Here is an 18,321-nt window from a genome sequence, read left to right on the forward strand (position 1 = left end):
GGACAATAATAATGAAAAAAAATCTGTTAAGTGCCGGTATCCGTAAAGCGTTACTGCTGGGCAGCGCCCTGGCCCTGTCACCACCGCTGCTGGCGGCGGAAAGCGCTAATCCGGCGTTGCAGGCCCTGTTCGATCAGGCTTCCTACTGGCATCAGAAAGCGCATGACGACCTGGCGAAAGCCTCGCTGCAAAAGGTGCTGATGGTTGAACCCGGCAACACTCAGGCGCTTTATCTGCTGGCCCTCTATTCACAGCAGGGTGGCGACACGGCTGCCGCAACGGAGTATCGCGCCCGTCTCAGCCAGGTCTCCCCCAGCGATCCGCACCTGAGCGAGCTGGATAATGCGCGCCAGATGCAGACCATTCCGCAGGCGCAGCTTTCGCTGGCGCGTCAGCAGGCGCGCAGCGGCAACATTCCGGTGGCGTTACAGACCTGGCGCAACACCTTCAGCGGTAATGAGCCGCCACCGAGCGTCGCGGCAGAATATTATCTTACGATGGCGGGTGACCGTACGCTGCTGCCGCAGGCGGTTGAGGCGCTGCGGCAGTTTGCGGCTCAGCATCCGCAGGACACCGGCGCACGGCTGGCGCTGGGTAAGGCGCTGACTTATCAGGAACCGACCCGTCGCGAAGGCATTGAGGTGCTGAGTTCGCTGGCGAGTGGTAATCAGGATGCCGATCGTTCACTGCGCCAGGCGCTGCTATGGCTCGGTCCGCAGCCGTCAGACGCGGCCCTCTATCAGACCTGGCAGCAGCGTCATCCGCAGGACTCCGCCGTCATCGACTACTACCGTAAAAATGTCGGTGGCGCAGAAAAAGGAGCCGGATTCAGTGCGCTGAACAGCGGTGACGTCGGCGGAGCACAGACCAGCTTTGAAAAAGTGCTGGGAGCCAATCCCCAGGATGCCGATGCGCTAGCGGGCATGGGCTATGTGGCCCAGCGAGCCGGACGTTATCAGGAAGCGGCTGATTATCTGCAACGCTCTGCTCAGCAGGGCGGCGATCAGGGTTCCTCACGCCAGCTGCAGGCCGACGATGCCCGCTTTTATGCGCAGCTGGCCAGCGCGCAGCAGGCGCTGAAAAACGGCGACAGCGCGCAGGCGCTGACCTTAAGCGAACCGCTGGTGCAGGCTGACGGTGAAAAAGGGCTGGCCGCCAGGCTGTTCCGCGCCGACGTGTTGCGCCGCACCAATCAGCCTGAGCAGGCGGAGCAGATCTATCGCACCATTCTGCAAAGTGATGCGGATAACCGCAGCGCCAAAGAAGGGCTGTTCTACGTTCTGCGTCAGCAGAATCGCAGTGCCGAAGCCAGTACGCTGCTGGGGGCACTGCCCGACAGTGTGCGTCAGAGCGTCACGCCACGGGCCAATGAAGCGGATGCGCTGCGTCAGCAGGCGAAGCGTCAGCTGGCGGCCGGTAACAACGCCGCTGCTATCGCGACGCTGCAGCAGGGTATTCAGCGCTATCCCTCTGATGGCTGGCTGCGGCTCGATTTAGCCCGGCTCTATCGTCAGCAGGGCGATACGCTGCTGGCGGCCAACGTGATGCAGCCGGTGATGCGCAACGGGGCCAGCACCAGCGAACTCTATGCCGGTGCGCTGAACGCCAGCGAAAGCGGTGGCTGGCAGCAGGCCAGCGCGTTGCTGGCGCGCATTCCTGCCAATGCGCAGACGGCGGCGATGCGTGAACTGGCGCAGCGGGTGAATTTCAATCTGCAGATGAGCACCGCCGATCAGTACCTGGCGCAGGGCGCGACGGCCGCCGCCGCCAATACCCTGAAAGCGCTCACGGTCACGCCGCCCGCTAATCCGGTGGATGCCGGAAACCTGGCGCAGAAGCTGGCAAAGGCGGGCGATCTCAGCAGCGCGGTGTCGGTGGTGCGGACGAACCTGCAGCGTGGCGTGCAGGGCAATGCGGGCGATTATGCCGCGCAGATGGCGGTGCTGAATCAGGCGGGCCTCGGCAGTGAGGCGCAGCGCTTCCTCAGCAACCCGGAGCTGCAGGCGCGCAGTACCCCGACCCAGCTCGCCGGTATCCGCAACGGTTATCTGATTAACGAAGTGGATCGCCTGCGGCAGCAGCGTCAGTACGCGGTGGCTTATGACAAGCTGATTGGCGCGCTGCAGCAGGATCCGCAGAACCGCGATCTGATGTTCGCGATGGCCCGTCTCTATCAGGACGGCAAGATGAACCGGGATGCGGGCGTAGTCTATGACTACCTGATGACCCAGGATACGCCGACCCAGGATGCGCGCGTCGGGGCCATCAACGTCGCGCTGGCGCAGAACAATGTGCCGCGTGCTAACGAGCTGAGCCGCGGCCTTAACACCACCACGCAGACGCCGGATCGTCTGCTGTTGCTGGCACGTGTCGCCGAAGCCAATGGCAACCATTCACAGGCGATGGCGTATCTGCGTTCGGCACGCGGGCAACTGACTGGCCTGCAGGGCGCGCAGTCTGGCAGTGTGCCGACCGTGGGCGGCCTGGCGCTGGCGGACAATCCGTTTATCAACCGCACCACCTCGCCAGTGGGACGCTCACCGTCCAGCTACGGCACCGTGCTGCCGTGGCAGGCCGCACCGGCGGGCCAGACTGCTGGCGTGACATCACAGGGCGAACCGGCTGCGGGCAGCACAACGGTTTCTCAGCAGTCACAGGTTCTGCATGACGTTAACACCATGATGGATTCGCTACAGGAGAAAACGGCTACCTGGAGTCAGGGCATGGTGCAGGTGCGCGGGCGCGACGGCGAGTCGGGCCTGAGCAAACTGACGGAAGCCAAAGCGCCGCTGACCTTCTCTACCGTGCCGTTTGAAACGGCACGCCTCGACTTTACCGCCACGCCGGTCTCACTCACGGCAGGCAGTGGCGCCGCCGATGCCTGGCGTCGTTTCGGCACCAATGCGCTGAGCCAGGGCCGCGTTGTGGCCGCAGGCGGCGCGACGGTGAATGACCTGCCCACCGCGACCACCGATTCGCAGACCGCTTCTGGCGTCGAGTTGAATCTGGCGCTGAAGGGCGACAGCTATAAAGTAGATATCGGCAGTACGCCGCTGGGCCAGGATCTCAGTACGCTGGTCGGGGGTGTGCAGTGGTCACCGAAACTCACCGACTTCCTGACGCTGATCCTGACCGGTGAGCGTCGCGCGATTACCGACAGCCTGCTCTCTTACGTCGGCGCAGAAGATAAAGCCAGCGGCAAACGCTGGGGACGTGTCACGAAGAACGGCGCGAACGCCCTGTTAAGCTACGATAATGGCGATGCGGGCTTCTACGCTGGCGGCGGCGCTTACAGCTATCTTGGTGAAAATGTCGCCAGCAACAACAATCTGCAGGCGACCGCCGGGGCGTATGTTCGTCCGTTCCACAGGGACGACCGCGAGCTGAAAGTGGGCATGAGTCTGGCGTGGATGGACTTCTCAAAAAACCTCAGCTACTTCAGCTACGGGCAGGGCGGTTACTTCAGCCCGCAGAACTACGCGTCGGTCTCGTTCCCGATAGAGTTCTCACGCAAGTTTGACGATCTCAAAGTGAATATTGGCGGGGCAGCCGGTTATCAGACCTACAGTCAGGATAAGAGCGCGTACTTCCCGGCGGATGCCAGCCTGCAGTCAGAGCTGGAATCCCTTGCTGCCAGCGACAGCGTGAAAGACGCGTACTACTCTGGCGGCAGTAAAAACGGCATCGGCTATAACCTGCATGCCGGGGCGGACTACAAACTCAATAAAGATGTGACGATTGGCGGCCAGCTGGGTTATGACACCTTTGGTGACTACAACGAAAGCAGCGCCAGGCTCTATGTGCGTTACCTGTTCGGAGAGAAGTAATGAGTGAGCATTCGGGGGTATCACATCCTTATCAGCCGGGCTGGTTTGACCTGGTCAGCGTGCTGATTGACGGGATGATCGCCAACGCCGGTCAGCAGGAGGCGGAAGCCTTTCTCTACAGGATGGGTGAATCGCTGGCGACCCGCTATCCTTTGCCAGAGTCGCGCACCGTGCAGGATCTGGAGCGCGAGGCCAACCTGCAACTGGCGCGGTTTAACTGGGGCTTTGTGCAGCTTCAGCCGGAAGAGAAGGCGCTGCTGATTGCGTATCACGCCTTACCGGCAGGCGACAATCGCCATTCTCCGGCTGACTGGCAGGCGGCGTTTGGTGCGGTCATCGCTGGGCTTTTTTCAGGCTGGTTGCAGGGCCAGGGCGGCAGCAGAATGGTGCCGGTGACGCTTGAACTCAACGATGGCAGCATGCTGCACTATCGATATCAATAGGATCAGAAATGAAACGTAAGCCATTCTGGATGGGCTGGATCTGCACTGTTTTACTGCTGGCCTGCAGCGCGCAGGCCAATGCCAGCGGCTGGGATACCTTTAAAAGTCGTTTTCTGACCGCCGAAGGGCGGATCACGGATACCGCCAATAACAATGTCAGTCACACCGAAGGTCAGGGGTATGGCATGTTGCTGGCGGTGGCCAACAACGATCGCGCCACCTTTGATCGGCTGTGGCAGTGGACACGCACTCAGCTGCGTAATCCGCAGACCGATCTCTTCTACTGGCGCTATGTGCCGGGCAGTGACAACCCGGTTGCCGACAAAAATAACGCCTCGGATGGCGATGTGCTGCTGGCATGGGCGCTGCAACGCGCCGCACAGAAATGGCAGGTGGAGAGTTACCAGCAGGAGTCAGACCGCATTCAGCGCGCGATCATCAAGCTGGATGTCACGAGCTTCGGCGGCCATACCGTCCTGCTGCCGGGCGCGCAGGGCTTCAATAAAACCAGCTATGTGGTGCTGAATCCTTCGTACTTCCTGTTTCAGGCGTGGCGGGAGTTTGGCGAGCGCAGTCATCTGCAGGTCTGGGATAAGCTGATTAACGATGGTTTTGATCTGCTGGGTAAGCTGAGCTTTGGTAAAACCGGCCTGCCGCTGGACTGGGTCGCGCTGAATGCGGATGGGTCGGTTGCGCCAGCGGTGGGTTACTCAAACAGCTTCAGTTATGACGCGATTCGCGTGCCGCTGAACATCTGGTGGTATGACCCGCATAGTCTGGCGCTGGTGCCGTTTCAGCGCGTCTGGCAGGGTTACAGCCGCATGCTGACCCCCGCCTGGTTCGATGTGCTGGCGAATGCACCAGCCCCTTACCATCTTGAGGGCGGTCTGCTGGCGGTGCGTGACCTGACGCTGAATGAGACCGGCTATCTGAGCGATAAGCTGGCTGCCGATCAGAACTACTTCTCTGCCAGCCTGCAGCTGCTGACCTGGCAGGCGTTTCAGGAGAAGCGCTGATCAATCGCAGAACGGCGGCGCTGGCCGCCGTTCTGGAGCTGATAACCCGGTGTGTCAGGCGCTGAGTCGCGCCTGACACACTCTTCTGCTATCCGGCAATAATGCGTTACTGCGGATAGGGCACCCAGTCGCCGCCGTTGAGCCTGATCCAGGGCTTGCCCTGATACATCATCACCACCGCCCCGTCGTTTTCCGACACCACCGGCGTCTGCGGCAGCTTGTCGGTCAATACTGACATATTTACATTCGGCGCATTAAATACCTGCCCATCCACCACCCGCGACACAATTTCTGAGATCGCCAGCAGGCTGGTCGGTGCATCAATATTGAGGGATTGTCCCTGATGCGGGGCTTTCATGCCGACAAACTTAATCCCTACCGGCACATGCGTAATGGCAGGGCTGGGAATATCCCGCAGGCCTGACATCTGCATCTTATCGCCTTCAAGTGCGGCACCATGCTCCGGCACCACCAGCACCATCACCCGGCGGCCCGACTTCTCCAGCTGGGTGAGGAAGGCGTCGATTTGATCAAACAGCAGCTGAGCGCGCGGCTTCCACGGGGCAGTCTGGGTGCTGCCCAGTTCACGGGTGCCGTCGTGCAGCGGGATCAGGTTGTAGAAGGTGGCGCTGCGTGCATCGCTGCTCTTGCTGCGATCGTCAAGCCAGCGCTGCATCAGCTGCGCATCGTTAAGCACCGGCGAGCCGTCGAATGAGGTCAGTTCCGGGGCAATGCCTGCCTGCGACATCAGCGGTGCCTGAATATCGCCGCCCTCGCGCAGTTCCTTGAGATAGTTACCGAACACGCCGGTGTGATCCATCATCAGTTGCTCTTTAAAGCCCAGCTTCGCCAGATTATCGAACAGATAACAGCGAGAATCGGTGGGTTTGTAGAGTTCGCTGTGCGAAGTCTGACCGCAGCTGGCACGCAGCAGACGGATCCCCGCCGGTCCGCTGTAACTGGTGGCGGAGTTATAGTTGGTCAGCATGATATCGAAATGCTGCCACAGCGGATGATTACGCAACTGGGAGGCATCCATGTCGGACCAGGAGAGTGAACAGATGTTGATCACCAGGATGTCGAACGGCTGCGAGTCAGCCGGCAGGCTGTCAGGGAAATGGGTGACGCGCTTGCGCTCACTCTCATAAAAACGGCTGAGCCAGGCGGTCAGGCTGGCGCTGGTGGGCGCGGCTGACTGATCGAGCCCATCCGGCACGGCCGCCGCCTGGCTGGCAGCAGCCGGTGTCTGATTCAGCACCACCTGCGGGGTTGTCGCGCGGGTCGGCAGCAGCGACATCGCCGGACCCGCAATGGTCAGCACGTTGAGCCAGATCAGCATCAGTGAAACCAGCACGGTGATGCGAATCCACTGCGAAATAAACAGATAGAGCACCAGCAGAACAAACAGGGCACCCACCATTTGCCAGTTGATAAAACGGTCAGCCAGATCGAGCAGGTAAGCACCCGAGAAGCCCGCCAGCTGATCGCCCTGGCTGAGAATGCTGCTGAGTCCCGGCAGCCAGGTATCATGCCAGAACAGCGCGAAGCCAACAGGGATCGAGACCCAGTGGCGCAGGCGATGCAGGCGAACCGACGGCAGCGGGAAAAGCAGCCAGGCGAGAAACACCAGATTGCTCAAAGCATGAAAGTTGAGGTAGCCGTACCACAGCAGGGCAAATTTGACTAAAAAGTAGAAGTTCCAGCCGCCCAGTCCGCGCCAGCAGGACCACAAACGGGAAGAGTGGGCCGCAGCGGGTTGATCATTTTTCATTAATTTTTGCATCCGTTTTTGGAGATTGACGCTGCCAGTGACCTTCAGACTTCAGCGCGCGAGCAGGCAACAGCCGATTCAGCAGGCCGTTCCAGCGACGCGGCAGCCACTGATGCCAGACCGGCTTTAAAATCAGCAAAATAACAACGATCAGCAGCGCAATCTGTACCCAATCCATCAGGTTCATCGGGATTCATTCTCCGGCAGTAAAGTGATGGGCAGGGGGGCTGAGCGTTCCTGCGTTTCGTGCCGGCTCTCAACGGCAGCACGTGTTGTCTCTGATACCGGCGTCAGATCCTGAATCGCCATGGGCGTCAGTTTCTTAATATTGCTGACTTCCGCAAGAATCTGATTATCCTCGAACCAGACCATTCGGTTTGCAAACAGCTCGTCGTGAGGCAGTGAAAATATATATTTTAATGCTTTATCAAGATCGTTATAGCGGCAGGAGGAGAGAAACAGAATGACGCGATCTTCCAGTACCGTGACCAGATCGCCAAAGCGGCGCGGCTTACAAAGTGTCAGGATCTGCTGCGGTTTAAGCTGTGGCACCGGCCGCAACGCCACCAGCAGGCCCTTATCATTTTCCGGCAGCAAAGTATTACTGATCAACTGGCTGACTGACTGGCAGAAGGCGTCAAGCCGCAGGTAGCCTTTTTCATGCAGAGGCTGCAATGACGCGGTTAACGCCTCAAGACTGGCGGGAACGCGACGGTTAAACACCTGTCCCTGAACGCCTTCCAGCGTGGTCAGAAACCGCGACATGGGCGCGTTGGTCGGCACAATAACGTTTACCCCGCAGGCCAGCAGCAGACGCTCGTCGCTGTAACGCAGGCTGGCACCCATCTCGCGCACTACAATTTTCAGGCCGTTGCCGCGTCCGCGTCGCAGGCTGTGTACAAACTTCGCCAGTTCGTTGATCAGGTCGCTTCGGGTCAGGCTGAAAATAACCGTTGCGGCATTGGCCTGTTGAGCCCGTAACCAGACCTGCTCATTATCATCGAAGAGTTGCCACTTGCGTGAAAGTGGCGGTGCACCCTCAAGCACGATTTTGTCCGCAAGATAATGCTGCTCGTCATTAAGGCTCAGCGGTTCCTGGTTTTCATTTAACGTAAAGAAACGATCTTCTTCACAGCCCAGGCGTATTGCACGATCGGCCAGCAGGCGTTCTGCGGCATACCACCAGTTAATTCGATACTGCCAGCTATCCTGCTGAAAGCCCAAATGCGCCACGCCATCCAGCTGACGAAAATAACGCTGAAGATTATTACTCAGGTTTATTATGGTGGAGCCGGACGTCACGATTAACAGCGTGAGTTTTCTTTTATGCAGCGTGTGGCGCATACCCTTTATCCACCGCGTTAATTCGGCGTCATCGAGCTTATCCCATTGCGCTGCGCTGCTGTTAAATATCACCAGGCCGTTTTTACTGCCGAGCGTGCGCAGAAAATCACTTTCCAGCTGCAGCAGACTCCGCTTGCTTTTGGAAAGAGAAAACAGCGGGATACGGTCAGGACCGCCGACCGGGTCGGGCGTCAGTAAATCACGCGGCGGCTGATCAGCGCTGATCAGCGTGACGGCCTGCTGATGTGAAATCACCTGTCGAATAAACGTGCGGGCGTCATCCTGACGTGCACAAGTGACCCAATAACAGCCAGGGGTTTGCAATGCCGTTAATTCAGGCTGAACATGCAACAGCCCTAGCGAAAAAGAATTTTTCATATTGAATTCGTTATTTTTCCAGTCCAGGCTAGCTTATTATAGACAGGCCTGGATGTAACCTGAGAAATTTGAACATTGCTAATGACAGGCTGGCTCACAATGTTCTGCAAATGCCGCGTTTCAGGAAATTTTTTTCAACGCCCTTTTTTACGCGCAGGCGGTCATTCTGAATCTGACATTGTTTTATTTTTGGCGAAAAGTAATGAAAAACCAAAATCTTTATACCCCTGTCGCCACTGCGGGCGATCGTCAGGATGATATTAGCGCTTTGCGTGACGCCTTTTCTTTGCACTCTTTTCGCTATGTCGACATTGCACGTGAAGAGCGCCTGAAAGAGATTGTGTCGCGCTGGCCGCTGTTAGCTGAAACGCTCCCCAGCCAGCCTGAGCAACCTGACTGATGCCGCTGATAGCGCTTCAGGGCGTGCGGGGCGGCGTTGGCACGACCTCTCTTTGTGCCGGACTCGGCTGGGCGCTCGCGAGCCTCGGCGAGCGGGTCTTGCTGATCGACGGCTCGCCGGTCAGCCAGCTCGGCGTGCATTTTAATCTGCCCGCTCAGCAGGAGAGTGGCTGGATGCAGGCGCTGTGCGATGACGGGGAGTGGCAGCATGCCGCGCTTCGCTATCCCAATGGACCTGATTTGCTTCCACATGGTGTGCTTTCTCATCAGCATGCGTTGACTATTGCCCACCAGAATGAGGCGGTAGCCGCGCCGCTGCTCCAGGCATTGCCGGACCTGCAGGCGCGCTATCAGTGGATTATTTTCGATCTGCCCGCCGATCCCCTGCCGTGGCACGAAACACTCTATCCGGCACTGGACGGTATACTGTGCGTCACTCAGCCAGATGCGAATTGTCATTTACGTCTGAGTCAGCGCCATTTTCCGGCACGTACCCGCTTTATCATCAATCAGTTCAATGCCAACAGCCGTCTGCAGCAGGACCTCCATCAGCTCTGGATGGCTTCGCTGACAGAGCTGATACCGCTGCTGATCCACCGCGATGAGGCGCTGGCTGAATCGCTGATGATGAAGCAGCCAGTTGGTGAATATCGGCCTCATGCGTTAGTCAGCGAAGAGATCATCACGCTGGCAAACTGGCTGCTGCTCAATCTGAATGGGGTGAGGTCGTGAACCCGTTGCGCTGGCTGCTGACTGCACCCGCCTGGCAATCACTGCACAGCGGCTATACTACCGCGCGAGGCAATGGCGCTTCCCGCTTCGCCAGTGCACTCCACCTGTTCTGGTCTGTTCTGGGGCTGATGCTGCTCCGTTTCGAAAGCCCGGCCTGGCAGCGTGTTATTCAGCAGCGCCGCCGCCTTTATCCGCACATTTCTCCGGAGCGTCCGCGTCCGCTGGATATTTTGCGTTATCTGATTCAGACACTCTGGCTGATTGTGATCCGGCTACCGGGTGCGGGCGGGCGCGACGGCGTTAATCGCCTGAGCGTGCTGACTGGCTGGCGGCACCACGGTTATCGCTGGCTGGATAATCTTGTCGCCCGCTCGCAAACCCACAGCATTGATACGCGTCTTGAACAGCGGCTGAAGCGCCTGTCACCGCTGATGCGACGCAGCCTTTTCGTCGTCGTTGCCCTCTTTGCCTCACTGCTGGCACTGCTCTGTATCAGTCAGCCCTTTGGTCTGATGACCCAGTTTATTTTTGTCGTACTGCTCTGGGGGCTGGCGATGCTGGTACGGCGCATACCGGGGCGTTTTCCCACGATGATGCTCATCGTGCTGTCGCTGACCGTGTCGTGCCGCTACCTCTGGTGGCGCTATACCTCGACGCTGAACTGGGACGATCCGCTGAGCCTGATCTTTGGTCTGCTACTGATTGCAGCAGAGACCTACGCCTGGGTGGTGCTGGTGCTGGGCTATTTCCAGACGCTCTGGCCGCTTAATCGCCAGCCGGTTTCTATGCCAGCGGATCGTTCGCAGTGGCCCTCGGTGGACCTGCTGGTGCCGACCTATAACGAACCGCTCAGCGTTGTCAGACCGACGCTCTATGCTGCGCTGGGCATCGACTGGCCGAAAGACCGCCTGACTATCTATCTGCTCGACGACGGCAACCGGCCAGAATTTCGCGACTTTGCTGCCAGCGTGGGTATCAACTATGTCGTGCGTCCCTCTAACGAACATGCCAAGGCGGGCAACATCAACCACGCGCTGAAAAAGTACTGCCGCAGCGACTTCGTCTCGATCTTTGACTGCGACCATGTGCCGACACGCTCATTTTTACAGATGGCCATGGGCTGGTTTATCAAGGATCCCCGGCTGGCGATGCTGCAGACGCCACATCACTTCTTTTCACCCGATCCGTTTGAGCGCAATCTCGGGCGGTTTCGCCGTACGCCTAATGAGGGGTCGCTGTTTTACGGGCTGGTGCAGGACGGTAATGATACCTGGGACGCCACCTTCTTCTGCGGCTCCTGCGCCATTCTGCGTCGCACCGCGCTGGAAGAGATTGGCGGTATTGCCGTCGAAACCGTCACTGAAGATGCCCATACCTCGCTGCGTCTGCACCGGCGTGGCTACACCTCGGCCTACATCCGCATTCCTCAGGCGGCCGGACTGGCAACCGAAAGCCTGTCAGCGCATATCGGACAGCGTATCCGCTGGGCACGCGGCATGGTGCAGATTTTCCGCCTGGACAACCCGCTGTTTGGTAAAGGGCTGAAGTGGGTGCAGCGGCTCTGTTATGCCAACGCAATGCTGCACTTCCTGTCCGGCATTCCAAGGCTGGTCTTCCTGCTGGCACCGCTGGCATTTTTACTCTGCCACGCCTACATCATCTACGCGCCTGCGCTGGCAATCGCGATTTATGTTTTACCTCACATGCTGCATACCAGCCTCACCAACTCGCGTATCCAGGGGCGCTGGCGTCACTCTTTCTGGAGCGAAGTCTACGAGACGGTGCTGGCCTGGTATATCGCCCGCCCGACCACCGTGGCGTTGTTCAATCCCCACAAAGGCAAGTTTAACGTTACCGCCAAAGGCGGACTGGTTGAGGAGCAGCATCTGGACTGGGTGATCACCAAGCCCTATATGCTGCTGGTGCTGCTCAATCTGGCGGGTGTGCTGATGGCGTTCTGGCGCATACAGCATGGCCCGGCAAACGAGATACTGACGGTATGCGTAAGCCTGATTTGGGTGATTTACAACATGATTATTCTCGGTGGCGCGGTGGCGGTGTCGGTTGAAGCTCGACAGATCCGCGAGGCGCATCGGGTAGAGATTGCCATGCCCGCTGCCATCGCACGTGAAGATGGTCATATGCTGCCCTGTACGCTGCGTGACTACTCTGACGGCGGTGTGGGGCTGGAGATGCGCGAACCGGATGCGCTGCGGGAGAATGAAAAAGTCTGGCTGCTGCTGCGTCGTGGACAGCAGGAGTTCAGCTTTCCGTGCCAGGTTCAGCGTGTCTTTGGCCGTCGGGCGGGTGTCCGTCTGCATCAGCTGACCACCCAGCAACATATTGATTTTATCCAGTGCACCTTCGCCCGTGCTGATACCTGGGCGCTGTGGCAGGACGGTTTTCCGGAGGATAAGCCAGTGCAGAGTCTGGCCGACATCATGATCCTCGGCTTTAAAGGTTATCTGCGCCTGGCGGAATATGGCCCGCCGCAGTTACGTCGGTTGTTTAACCTGCTTACCGCTGGGGTAAGCTGGCTGGCTTCGCTGTTGCCGCAAGGCATCGGACGCATGCCCGCTTCAAAAAATCTGCATTGAGTTGATGATATGACGACAACAGGAATAAACAGGTGGGTCGCTGCACTGCTGCTGGGCTCGGCAACGCTGAGCAGTGCCGTGGCGCAGGAGAGTGCACCGGTCATGGCTACCGGAGAAACGGCGGTGCAATCGTTGCCGCAGCAGCCTGCCGCGCCGCTGCGTAGCAGTCAGCTGAGCTTTGCTAAGCTGGCGCCGCCGCCGGGCAGCATAACGCTCAGCGGAACGCGCCCCAGCGGGCAGATCGAGTTCGGGGTGCGCAGTGATGAGGTGGTGACACGTGCGCTGCTTAATCTCAGCTACCGGCCGTCGCCTGCGCTGCTGCCCACGCTGTCGCAGCTGAAAGTCTATCTCAATGATGAGCTGGTGAGCCTGATCACCCTGACGCCGGAACAGCCTGGCAAACAGAATCAGATGCAGTTGGCGATCGATCCCCGTTTTATCACCGACTTTAACCGCGTGCGCTTTGAGCTGGTCGGTCACTACGCCAACATCTGTGAAAATCCGGCTAACAGCACCATCTGGCTCGATATCGGCAAAGAGAGCGGTCTGGATCTGACGCTACAAAAGCTGCCGCTGAAAAATGACCTGTCTCATTTCCCGGAGCCCTTTCTTGATACGCGCGACACGCGACCGCTGACTCTGCCGATGGTGTTTGCTGCCCGGCCAGACGTTAACCAGCAGCGTGCCGCCGCGATCCTGGCCTCATGGTTCGGCAGCAAAGCCGCCTGGCGCGGACAGCATTTTCCGGTGCTCTACAATCAGCTGCCGCAACAGCAGCATGCGGTGGTGTTTGCCACCAACGATGCACGCCCGGATTTCCTGAAAAATTTGCCGCCGGTGATGAAGCCGACCGTGGCGATGGTAAGCCAGCCTGACAGTCCTTATGAAAAAATGCTGCTAATCCTGGGACGCAACGACGACGATCTGCTGACGGCGGTGCAGGGGATTGCGCAGGGTGAGCTGCTGTTGCGCGGCGACAGCGCGACCGTCGACCGCGTCACACTGCTGGCACCGCGTCAGCCCTATGATGCGCCAAACTGGGTGCGGACCGATCGCCGCACCACATTTGCTGAGCTGACGCAGTATCAAAACCAGTTACAGTCCGACGGTCTGCAGCCCAACCCGATCAGCCTGACGCTGAACCTGCCGCCCGATCTCTTCCTGGTACGGGCGCGCGGTATCGATATGGATCTGAGCTATCGCTATACCTCGCCTGTCCACCCGGATGGCTCACGGCTGGCCGTTAACCTGAATAATCAGTTTATTCAGGACTACCCGCTGGTGCCGAAAAACACCGCCGGACAGCAACTGCTGCATATTCCGCTGATTCAGGGAATGATGGACAAGAATCATGAGCTGCTGATCCCGGCGCTGCGGCTGGGCGTGGTAAACCAGCTGCGCTTTGATTTTGACTATGCCAACACTTTTATGGGTGGCACCGCCGACGGGCGTTGTGAAACCGTGACGCCGGTAGGACACCATGTTGTGGTGGACGACAGTTCCAGCATCGACTTCTCTGGTTATCGCCACTACATCGAAATGCCCTCATTGCAGAGCTGGGCGAATGCGGGCTTCCCGTTCAGTCGCTACGCCGATCTGGCCCAGACGCTGGTGCTGGTCCAGCCCAATCCCGATGCACAGCAGGTCAGTACGCTGCTGAATGCGCTGGGCAATATGGGCGCGCAGACCGGCTATCCGGCGCTGCGCGTGCAGCTTACCGATGACTGGAGTACGGCGAAAAAGCAGGATGCGGATCTGCTGATGATCGGCGACATCCCTAAAGATCTTCAGGATGACCGCCGGATCACGGCGCTGGTTGATGCCACCGCCAGCTGGCTGAAAACCCCGGCGCGCAGGGTTTCTCAGCCTGTTCAGCCGCTGAGCGAGGCTGAAAGAGCAGCGGAAAGCACTACGGCTATTGGGTCACGCGGCCCGCTGGCGACCGTGATCGGTTTCCAGTCGCCGTTTTACGATCAGCGCAGTGTGGTGGCGCTGCTCGCCGATGGCAGTCCGCGCAGCTGGCAGTTGCTTGATGAGGCGCTGGCTGACAGCGGCAAACGCCAGGCGATTTCAGGCTCCACGGCGATTATCCGTGAGTCGGGCATCAACAGCCTGCGCGTTGGAGAGACCTACTTTGTCGGCCATCTGCCGTGGTGGGAGCGTCTCTGGTCGCTGCTCTCTTCACATCCCTTCTGGCTGGCACTCTGTGCGCTCTTTGTGGTGGTGCTGTTCGCGCTGATGACATGGCGTCTGATGCGAATTATTACCCGTCGTCGTTTACTGGACGAAGATGAATAACGCTCAGTTATTGCGGACAGGCATGCTGCTCGGCGCGCTGAGTGCGCTGCCGGGCATGGCCGTCGCCGCTGACGGATCGGAAGTCTCGCCGGTCGACTGGCTACTGACCCAGGTCCGTACCGGCGAGTCGACCAATAAATACGATCTGGTACAGCAGTCGCTCTATCGGCTGGAGAAAATCGATCCCGATAATCCCCAGGTGCTGGCGGCACGTCTGCGGCTGGCACTGCACCAGGGCGATATCGCCAGCGCGCAGTTGCTGCTGGATCAACTGAAAAAGGTTGCACCTGATTCGGCAGAGACGCGCGAATCAGCTGTCGGCCTGGCGCTGACCTCATCCGATGGACGACAGCAACTGCAGCAGGCGCGTCTGCTTGCCACCTCGGGGCGACTGACCGAGGCGAAAAGCGCTTATGATGCGCTGTTTAACGGCATCTTCCCCGATCCCAATACCGCCCTGGAGTACTGGCGGCTGCTGGCGCGCCTTCCCGGCCAGGAGGGTGTGGCTTATCAGCAGCTTCAGGCACTGGAACAGCGCTATCCGGGCAATATCGGGGTTGAGCTACAAATTGCACGCATGGCATTTAATCAGCAGCAGCCAGAAAAGGCGATAGCGCAGCTGAAAAAGCTGGCAAACAGCAACGGCGGGCGTGCCGCTGCCGCCGACCTCTGGCTGCAGCAGATCACCAGTCAGCCGATCAGCGACAGCAGCGTAGCGCAGCTTAAAGCCTACCTGACCGTGTTTACTGAGGGCGATGCGTACCAGCAGGGCGCAGAGGCGCTCGCGAAGCAGCAGACGACGCTGGCCGATCCCGCTTATCGGGAAAGGATGCGGGCGCTGGCGCTGGTCGACGCAGGCGATGTGAATAACGCGATGACGACCCTTAACCGGGCGCTGAAAGCGAATCCCGAAGATGCTGAATTAATGGGCGCGATGGGACAAACTCAGGCCCGCGCCGGCCATCGTGATGCCGCTATTCTCTGGCTGGAACGCGCCATCAAAGCGGGTCAGCAGAGCACGCTGATCGGCAAATGGCAGTCGCTGCTGCAGAGCAACCGTTACTGGCTGGCGATTGAGCAGGGCGATAAAGCGCTGGCACAGCACGATATTGATGCTGCCGAAAAGCACTATCGCGCGGCGCAAACGTATGACAGCAGCGACAGCTATGCCCTGATTGGCCTGGGCGATGTGGCGATGGCCCGCAAAGAGACGGCGGCGGCTGAACAGTTCTGGCAGCGCGCGCGACGGCTGGATGGCACTAATATCACCGCGGTGCGTCGGCTGGCGGGACTGTATCAGACGGTGTCGCCCGCCCGCGAGATGGAATTCATCAATACCTTACCTGCTGCACAGCAGCGCGCACTGGCCGACACGATCCGGACGCTGCGCAGCGACAGCCTGCGCGCGGAAGCGGATGCCCTGGCGCAGCAGGCGCGCTGGTCGCAGGCCGCAGAGAAATATCGTCAGGCGCGCGAGCTGTCACCGGATGACGTCTGGCTCAGTTACCGACTGGCAGGCGCACTGCGTAACAGCGGAGCCGGACAGCAGGCGGATGCGGTAATGCGCGCACTGCCGCAGCAGCATCCTCAGGACGCCACTGCGCTTTATGCGACCGCACTCTGGTTCTCAGGCAATGATAACAACAGCGAGGCGATGGCCACGCTGCATCGGCTGCCCGACGCGCAGTGGAGCAGCGATATGCGCGAGCTGGCTGACCGCCTGAAGCAGGATCAGATCTTTGCCCAGGCTGAGGCGCTGCGTGCCGCCGGGCAGGAGCAGGCAGCGGTGACGCTGCTTGAGCAGCAGCCGGTTTCTAGCCGGCGCGACCTGATGCTGGCCGACTGGGCGCTGGAACGCGGTGAAGCGCCGCAGGCGCTGGCGGAATATCAGCAGGTGCTGTCGCGCCAGCCGGATAACGGCGATGCGGCGCTGGGACGAATCGAAGCGCTGGTTGCCCTGCAGCGCAACAGCGAAGCCCGCCAGGCCCTGGCGCAACAGCCGCCCGTACAGGCGAGTGTCAATGCGGATCGCCGTGCTGCGCTGGCGTGGCAGGCGGTGGGTGAAACCACGCGGGCTGCTGCGCAGTTTACCGATCTGAAACAGCGCGCCGCCGCGCTGCCGCCTTCGCAGGACAAGGCGCTGGTGTTTCGTGATGCGGCACGGCTGGAGGGCGCACAGCAGCAGCCTGAACAGGCACTGGCAGACTATCGTCAGGCGATGACGGCCAGCGGTATCGATAGCAGTGGCAATATCAGCCGCGCAACCCGCAACGATCCCCAGGATGACTGGCTGAAGCGCAGCCTGCGCAGCGACACGGCCGATCTTTATCGTCAGCAGCAGACCACGCTGACGGTGCAGCAGGACTATTCACGCAACAGCGGCACCGGCGGCATCTCTGATTTTACGGCGCACACCACCATGCTGCAGGCGGAACATCCGTTTGCTGATGGCCGGGGCTTTGTCCGTCTTGATCGGGTGGATGTCTCCGCAGGCACCTTTACCACCCAAAACGGCAACATCGACGCTCTGTTTGGCAGCTGTGACGATGCGAATTCCGGCGGCTGCAGTCGTCAGACCCGCCAGCGCGATGAGGGTACGGCGCTGGCCGCTGGCTGGCATAACGCGACCTGGTCGGCTGACCTCGGTACTACGCCGCTGGGTTTTGAAGTCACGAACTGGACCGGCGGGCTGAGCTGGAAAACCGATGTGAAACAGCTCGGCGTCACACTCACTGCCTCACGCAGGCCGATAGCCAGTTCGCTGCTCTCCTATGCCGGGACGCGCGATCCCGCCGCCAATGGCGGCAAAAGCTGGGGTGGCGTGGTGGCCACGGGCGGCAGCATCGGGCTGAGTTACGATCAGGGCGGGGCGCATGGCGTCTGGGGCGACATCAGTGCGCATCAGATCACAGGTAAAAATGTTGCCGATAACAGCCGCGAGCGGCTGATGGGCGGCTACTACTACAAGCTCATCAACAGCGACAACCGCCGTGCGACCGTCGGGCTGAACAGCATGCTCTGGCACTATCAGAAGGATCTCAGCGATTACACCTTCGGCCAGGGCGGTTACTACAGTCCGCAGCAGTATCTCTCTTTTTCCGTGCCGGTGACCTGGCGGCAGCGGACAGAGAACTGGTCGTTTGATCTGGGCGGCTCCGTCTCCTGGTCCCATTCGAAAACCAGTGCGCAGCAGCGTTATCCGGTTAATCCGGGTTATACCCTGGCCAGTAATCCGTCTTCTGCCAGCAGTTCCGGCGGCGGTACGGGCTATACGCTGCAGGCAGTGATTGAGCGACGGCTGACGTCGAACTGGTTTATTGGTGCGGGTGTCGATATTCAGCAGGCGAAGGATTACACCCCGAGTCATGGTCTGCTCTATGTGCGCTATGCTGCCGACGGCTGGGAAGGCGATCTCGATATGCCGCCACAGCCGCTGATCCCTTACGCAGATTTTAAATAACACGGAACGGGAAAAAGCAGGACTTTTCAGACGGTAAAAAAGTCAGTTTATGGGAT

At 59.5% G+C, this 18,321-nt stretch carries 11 protein-coding genes; 8 read left to right on the plus strand and 3 right to left on the minus strand.

Going from position 1 to position 18,321, the window contains the following annotated elements; all coding sequences use genetic code 11:
- The first annotated feature begins 11 nt into the window (after positions 1–11).
- Genes IBT54_RS12550 through IBT54_RS12560 form a run of 3 tightly spaced genes read left to right on the plus strand, consistent with a single transcriptional unit; the run spans position 12 to position 5,286 of the window.
- Positions 12–3,827: a cellulose biosynthesis protein BcsC gene (locus tag IBT54_RS12550; RefSeq protein ID WP_201252236.1), complete on the plus strand. Its 3,816-nt coding sequence runs from the start codon at positions 12–14 to the stop codon at positions 3,825–3,827.
- Entirely contained in the window at positions 3,827–4,270 is a 444-nt protein-coding gene (gene bcsD / locus IBT54_RS12555) for a cellulose biosynthesis protein BcsD (protein ID WP_201252237.1), read from the plus strand. The genes IBT54_RS12550 and bcsD overlap by 1 nt, the downstream gene beginning before the upstream one ends.
- An 8-nt stretch (positions 4,271–4,278) precedes the next feature.
- Complete coding sequence (locus tag IBT54_RS12560) at positions 4,279–5,286, plus strand: glycosyl hydrolase family 8 (RefSeq protein ID WP_201252238.1); 1,008 nt, start codon at positions 4,279–4,281, stop codon at positions 5,284–5,286.
- A 106-nt stretch (positions 5,287–5,392) separates the two neighbouring features.
- Here the strand turns inward: IBT54_RS12560 and bcsG are convergent, their stop codons facing one another.
- From bcsG to bcsE, 3 genes are read right to left on the minus strand one after another with little or no spacing between them, the layout of a single operon-like run.
- Positions 5,393–7,057: a cellulose biosynthesis protein BcsG gene (gene bcsG, locus IBT54_RS12565; protein ID WP_201252239.1), complete on the minus strand. Its 1,665-nt coding sequence runs from the start codon at positions 7,055–7,057 to the stop codon at positions 5,393–5,395.
- On the minus strand, positions 7,047–7,244 hold the full coding sequence (gene bcsF / locus IBT54_RS12570) for a cellulose biosynthesis protein BcsF (RefSeq protein ID WP_013359650.1): 198 nt from the start codon (positions 7,242–7,244) through the stop codon (positions 7,047–7,049). Before bcsF ends, bcsG begins: the two co-directional genes overlap by 11 nt.
- A complete protein-coding gene (gene bcsE, locus IBT54_RS12575; protein ID WP_201252240.1) occupies positions 7,241–8,779 on the minus strand; it encodes a cellulose biosynthesis protein BcsE in 1,539 nt (512 codons plus the stop codon). Before bcsE ends, bcsF begins: the two co-directional genes overlap by 4 nt.
- 202 nt (positions 8,780–8,981) lie before the next feature.
- Here bcsE and bcsR point away from each other — a divergent pair, with 202 nt between their 5' ends.
- The 5 genes from bcsR to bcsC are packed head-to-tail and all read left to right on the plus strand — an operon-like array spanning position 8,982 to position 18,265.
- Positions 8,982–9,179: a cellulose biosynthesis protein BcsR gene (gene bcsR / locus IBT54_RS12580; protein ID WP_033784694.1), complete on the plus strand. Its 198-nt coding sequence runs from the start codon at positions 8,982–8,984 to the stop codon at positions 9,177–9,179.
- The gene (bcsQ, locus tag IBT54_RS12585; RefSeq protein WP_013359653.1) at positions 9,179–9,910 is read left to right on the plus strand and encodes a cellulose biosynthesis protein BcsQ; all 732 of its coding nucleotides are present in this window, start codon (positions 9,179–9,181) and stop codon (positions 9,908–9,910) included. Before bcsR ends, bcsQ begins: the two co-directional genes overlap by 1 nt.
- Positions 9,907–12,507, plus strand: a complete 2,601-nt coding sequence (bcsA, locus tag IBT54_RS12590) for a UDP-forming cellulose synthase catalytic subunit (RefSeq protein WP_201252241.1) — start codon at positions 9,907–9,909, stop codon at positions 12,505–12,507. Before bcsQ ends, bcsA begins: the two co-directional genes overlap by 4 nt.
- A 9-nt stretch (positions 12,508–12,516) precedes the next feature.
- A complete protein-coding gene (bcsB, locus tag IBT54_RS12595) occupies positions 12,517–14,805 on the plus strand; it encodes a cellulose biosynthesis cyclic di-GMP-binding regulatory protein BcsB (RefSeq protein ID WP_201252242.1) in 2,289 nt (762 codons plus the stop codon).
- Complete coding sequence (gene bcsC, locus IBT54_RS12600; protein WP_201252243.1) at positions 14,798–18,265, plus strand: cellulose synthase complex outer membrane protein BcsC; 3,468 nt, start codon at positions 14,798–14,800, stop codon at positions 18,263–18,265. The genes bcsB and bcsC overlap by 8 nt, the downstream gene beginning before the upstream one ends.
- Positions 18,266–18,321: the final 56 nt, after the last annotated feature.

The organism is Pantoea sp. S62 (assembly GCF_016658625.1).
GTDB classification, from domain to species: Bacteria; Pseudomonadota; Gammaproteobacteria; order Enterobacterales; family Enterobacteriaceae; genus Pantoea; species Pantoea vagans.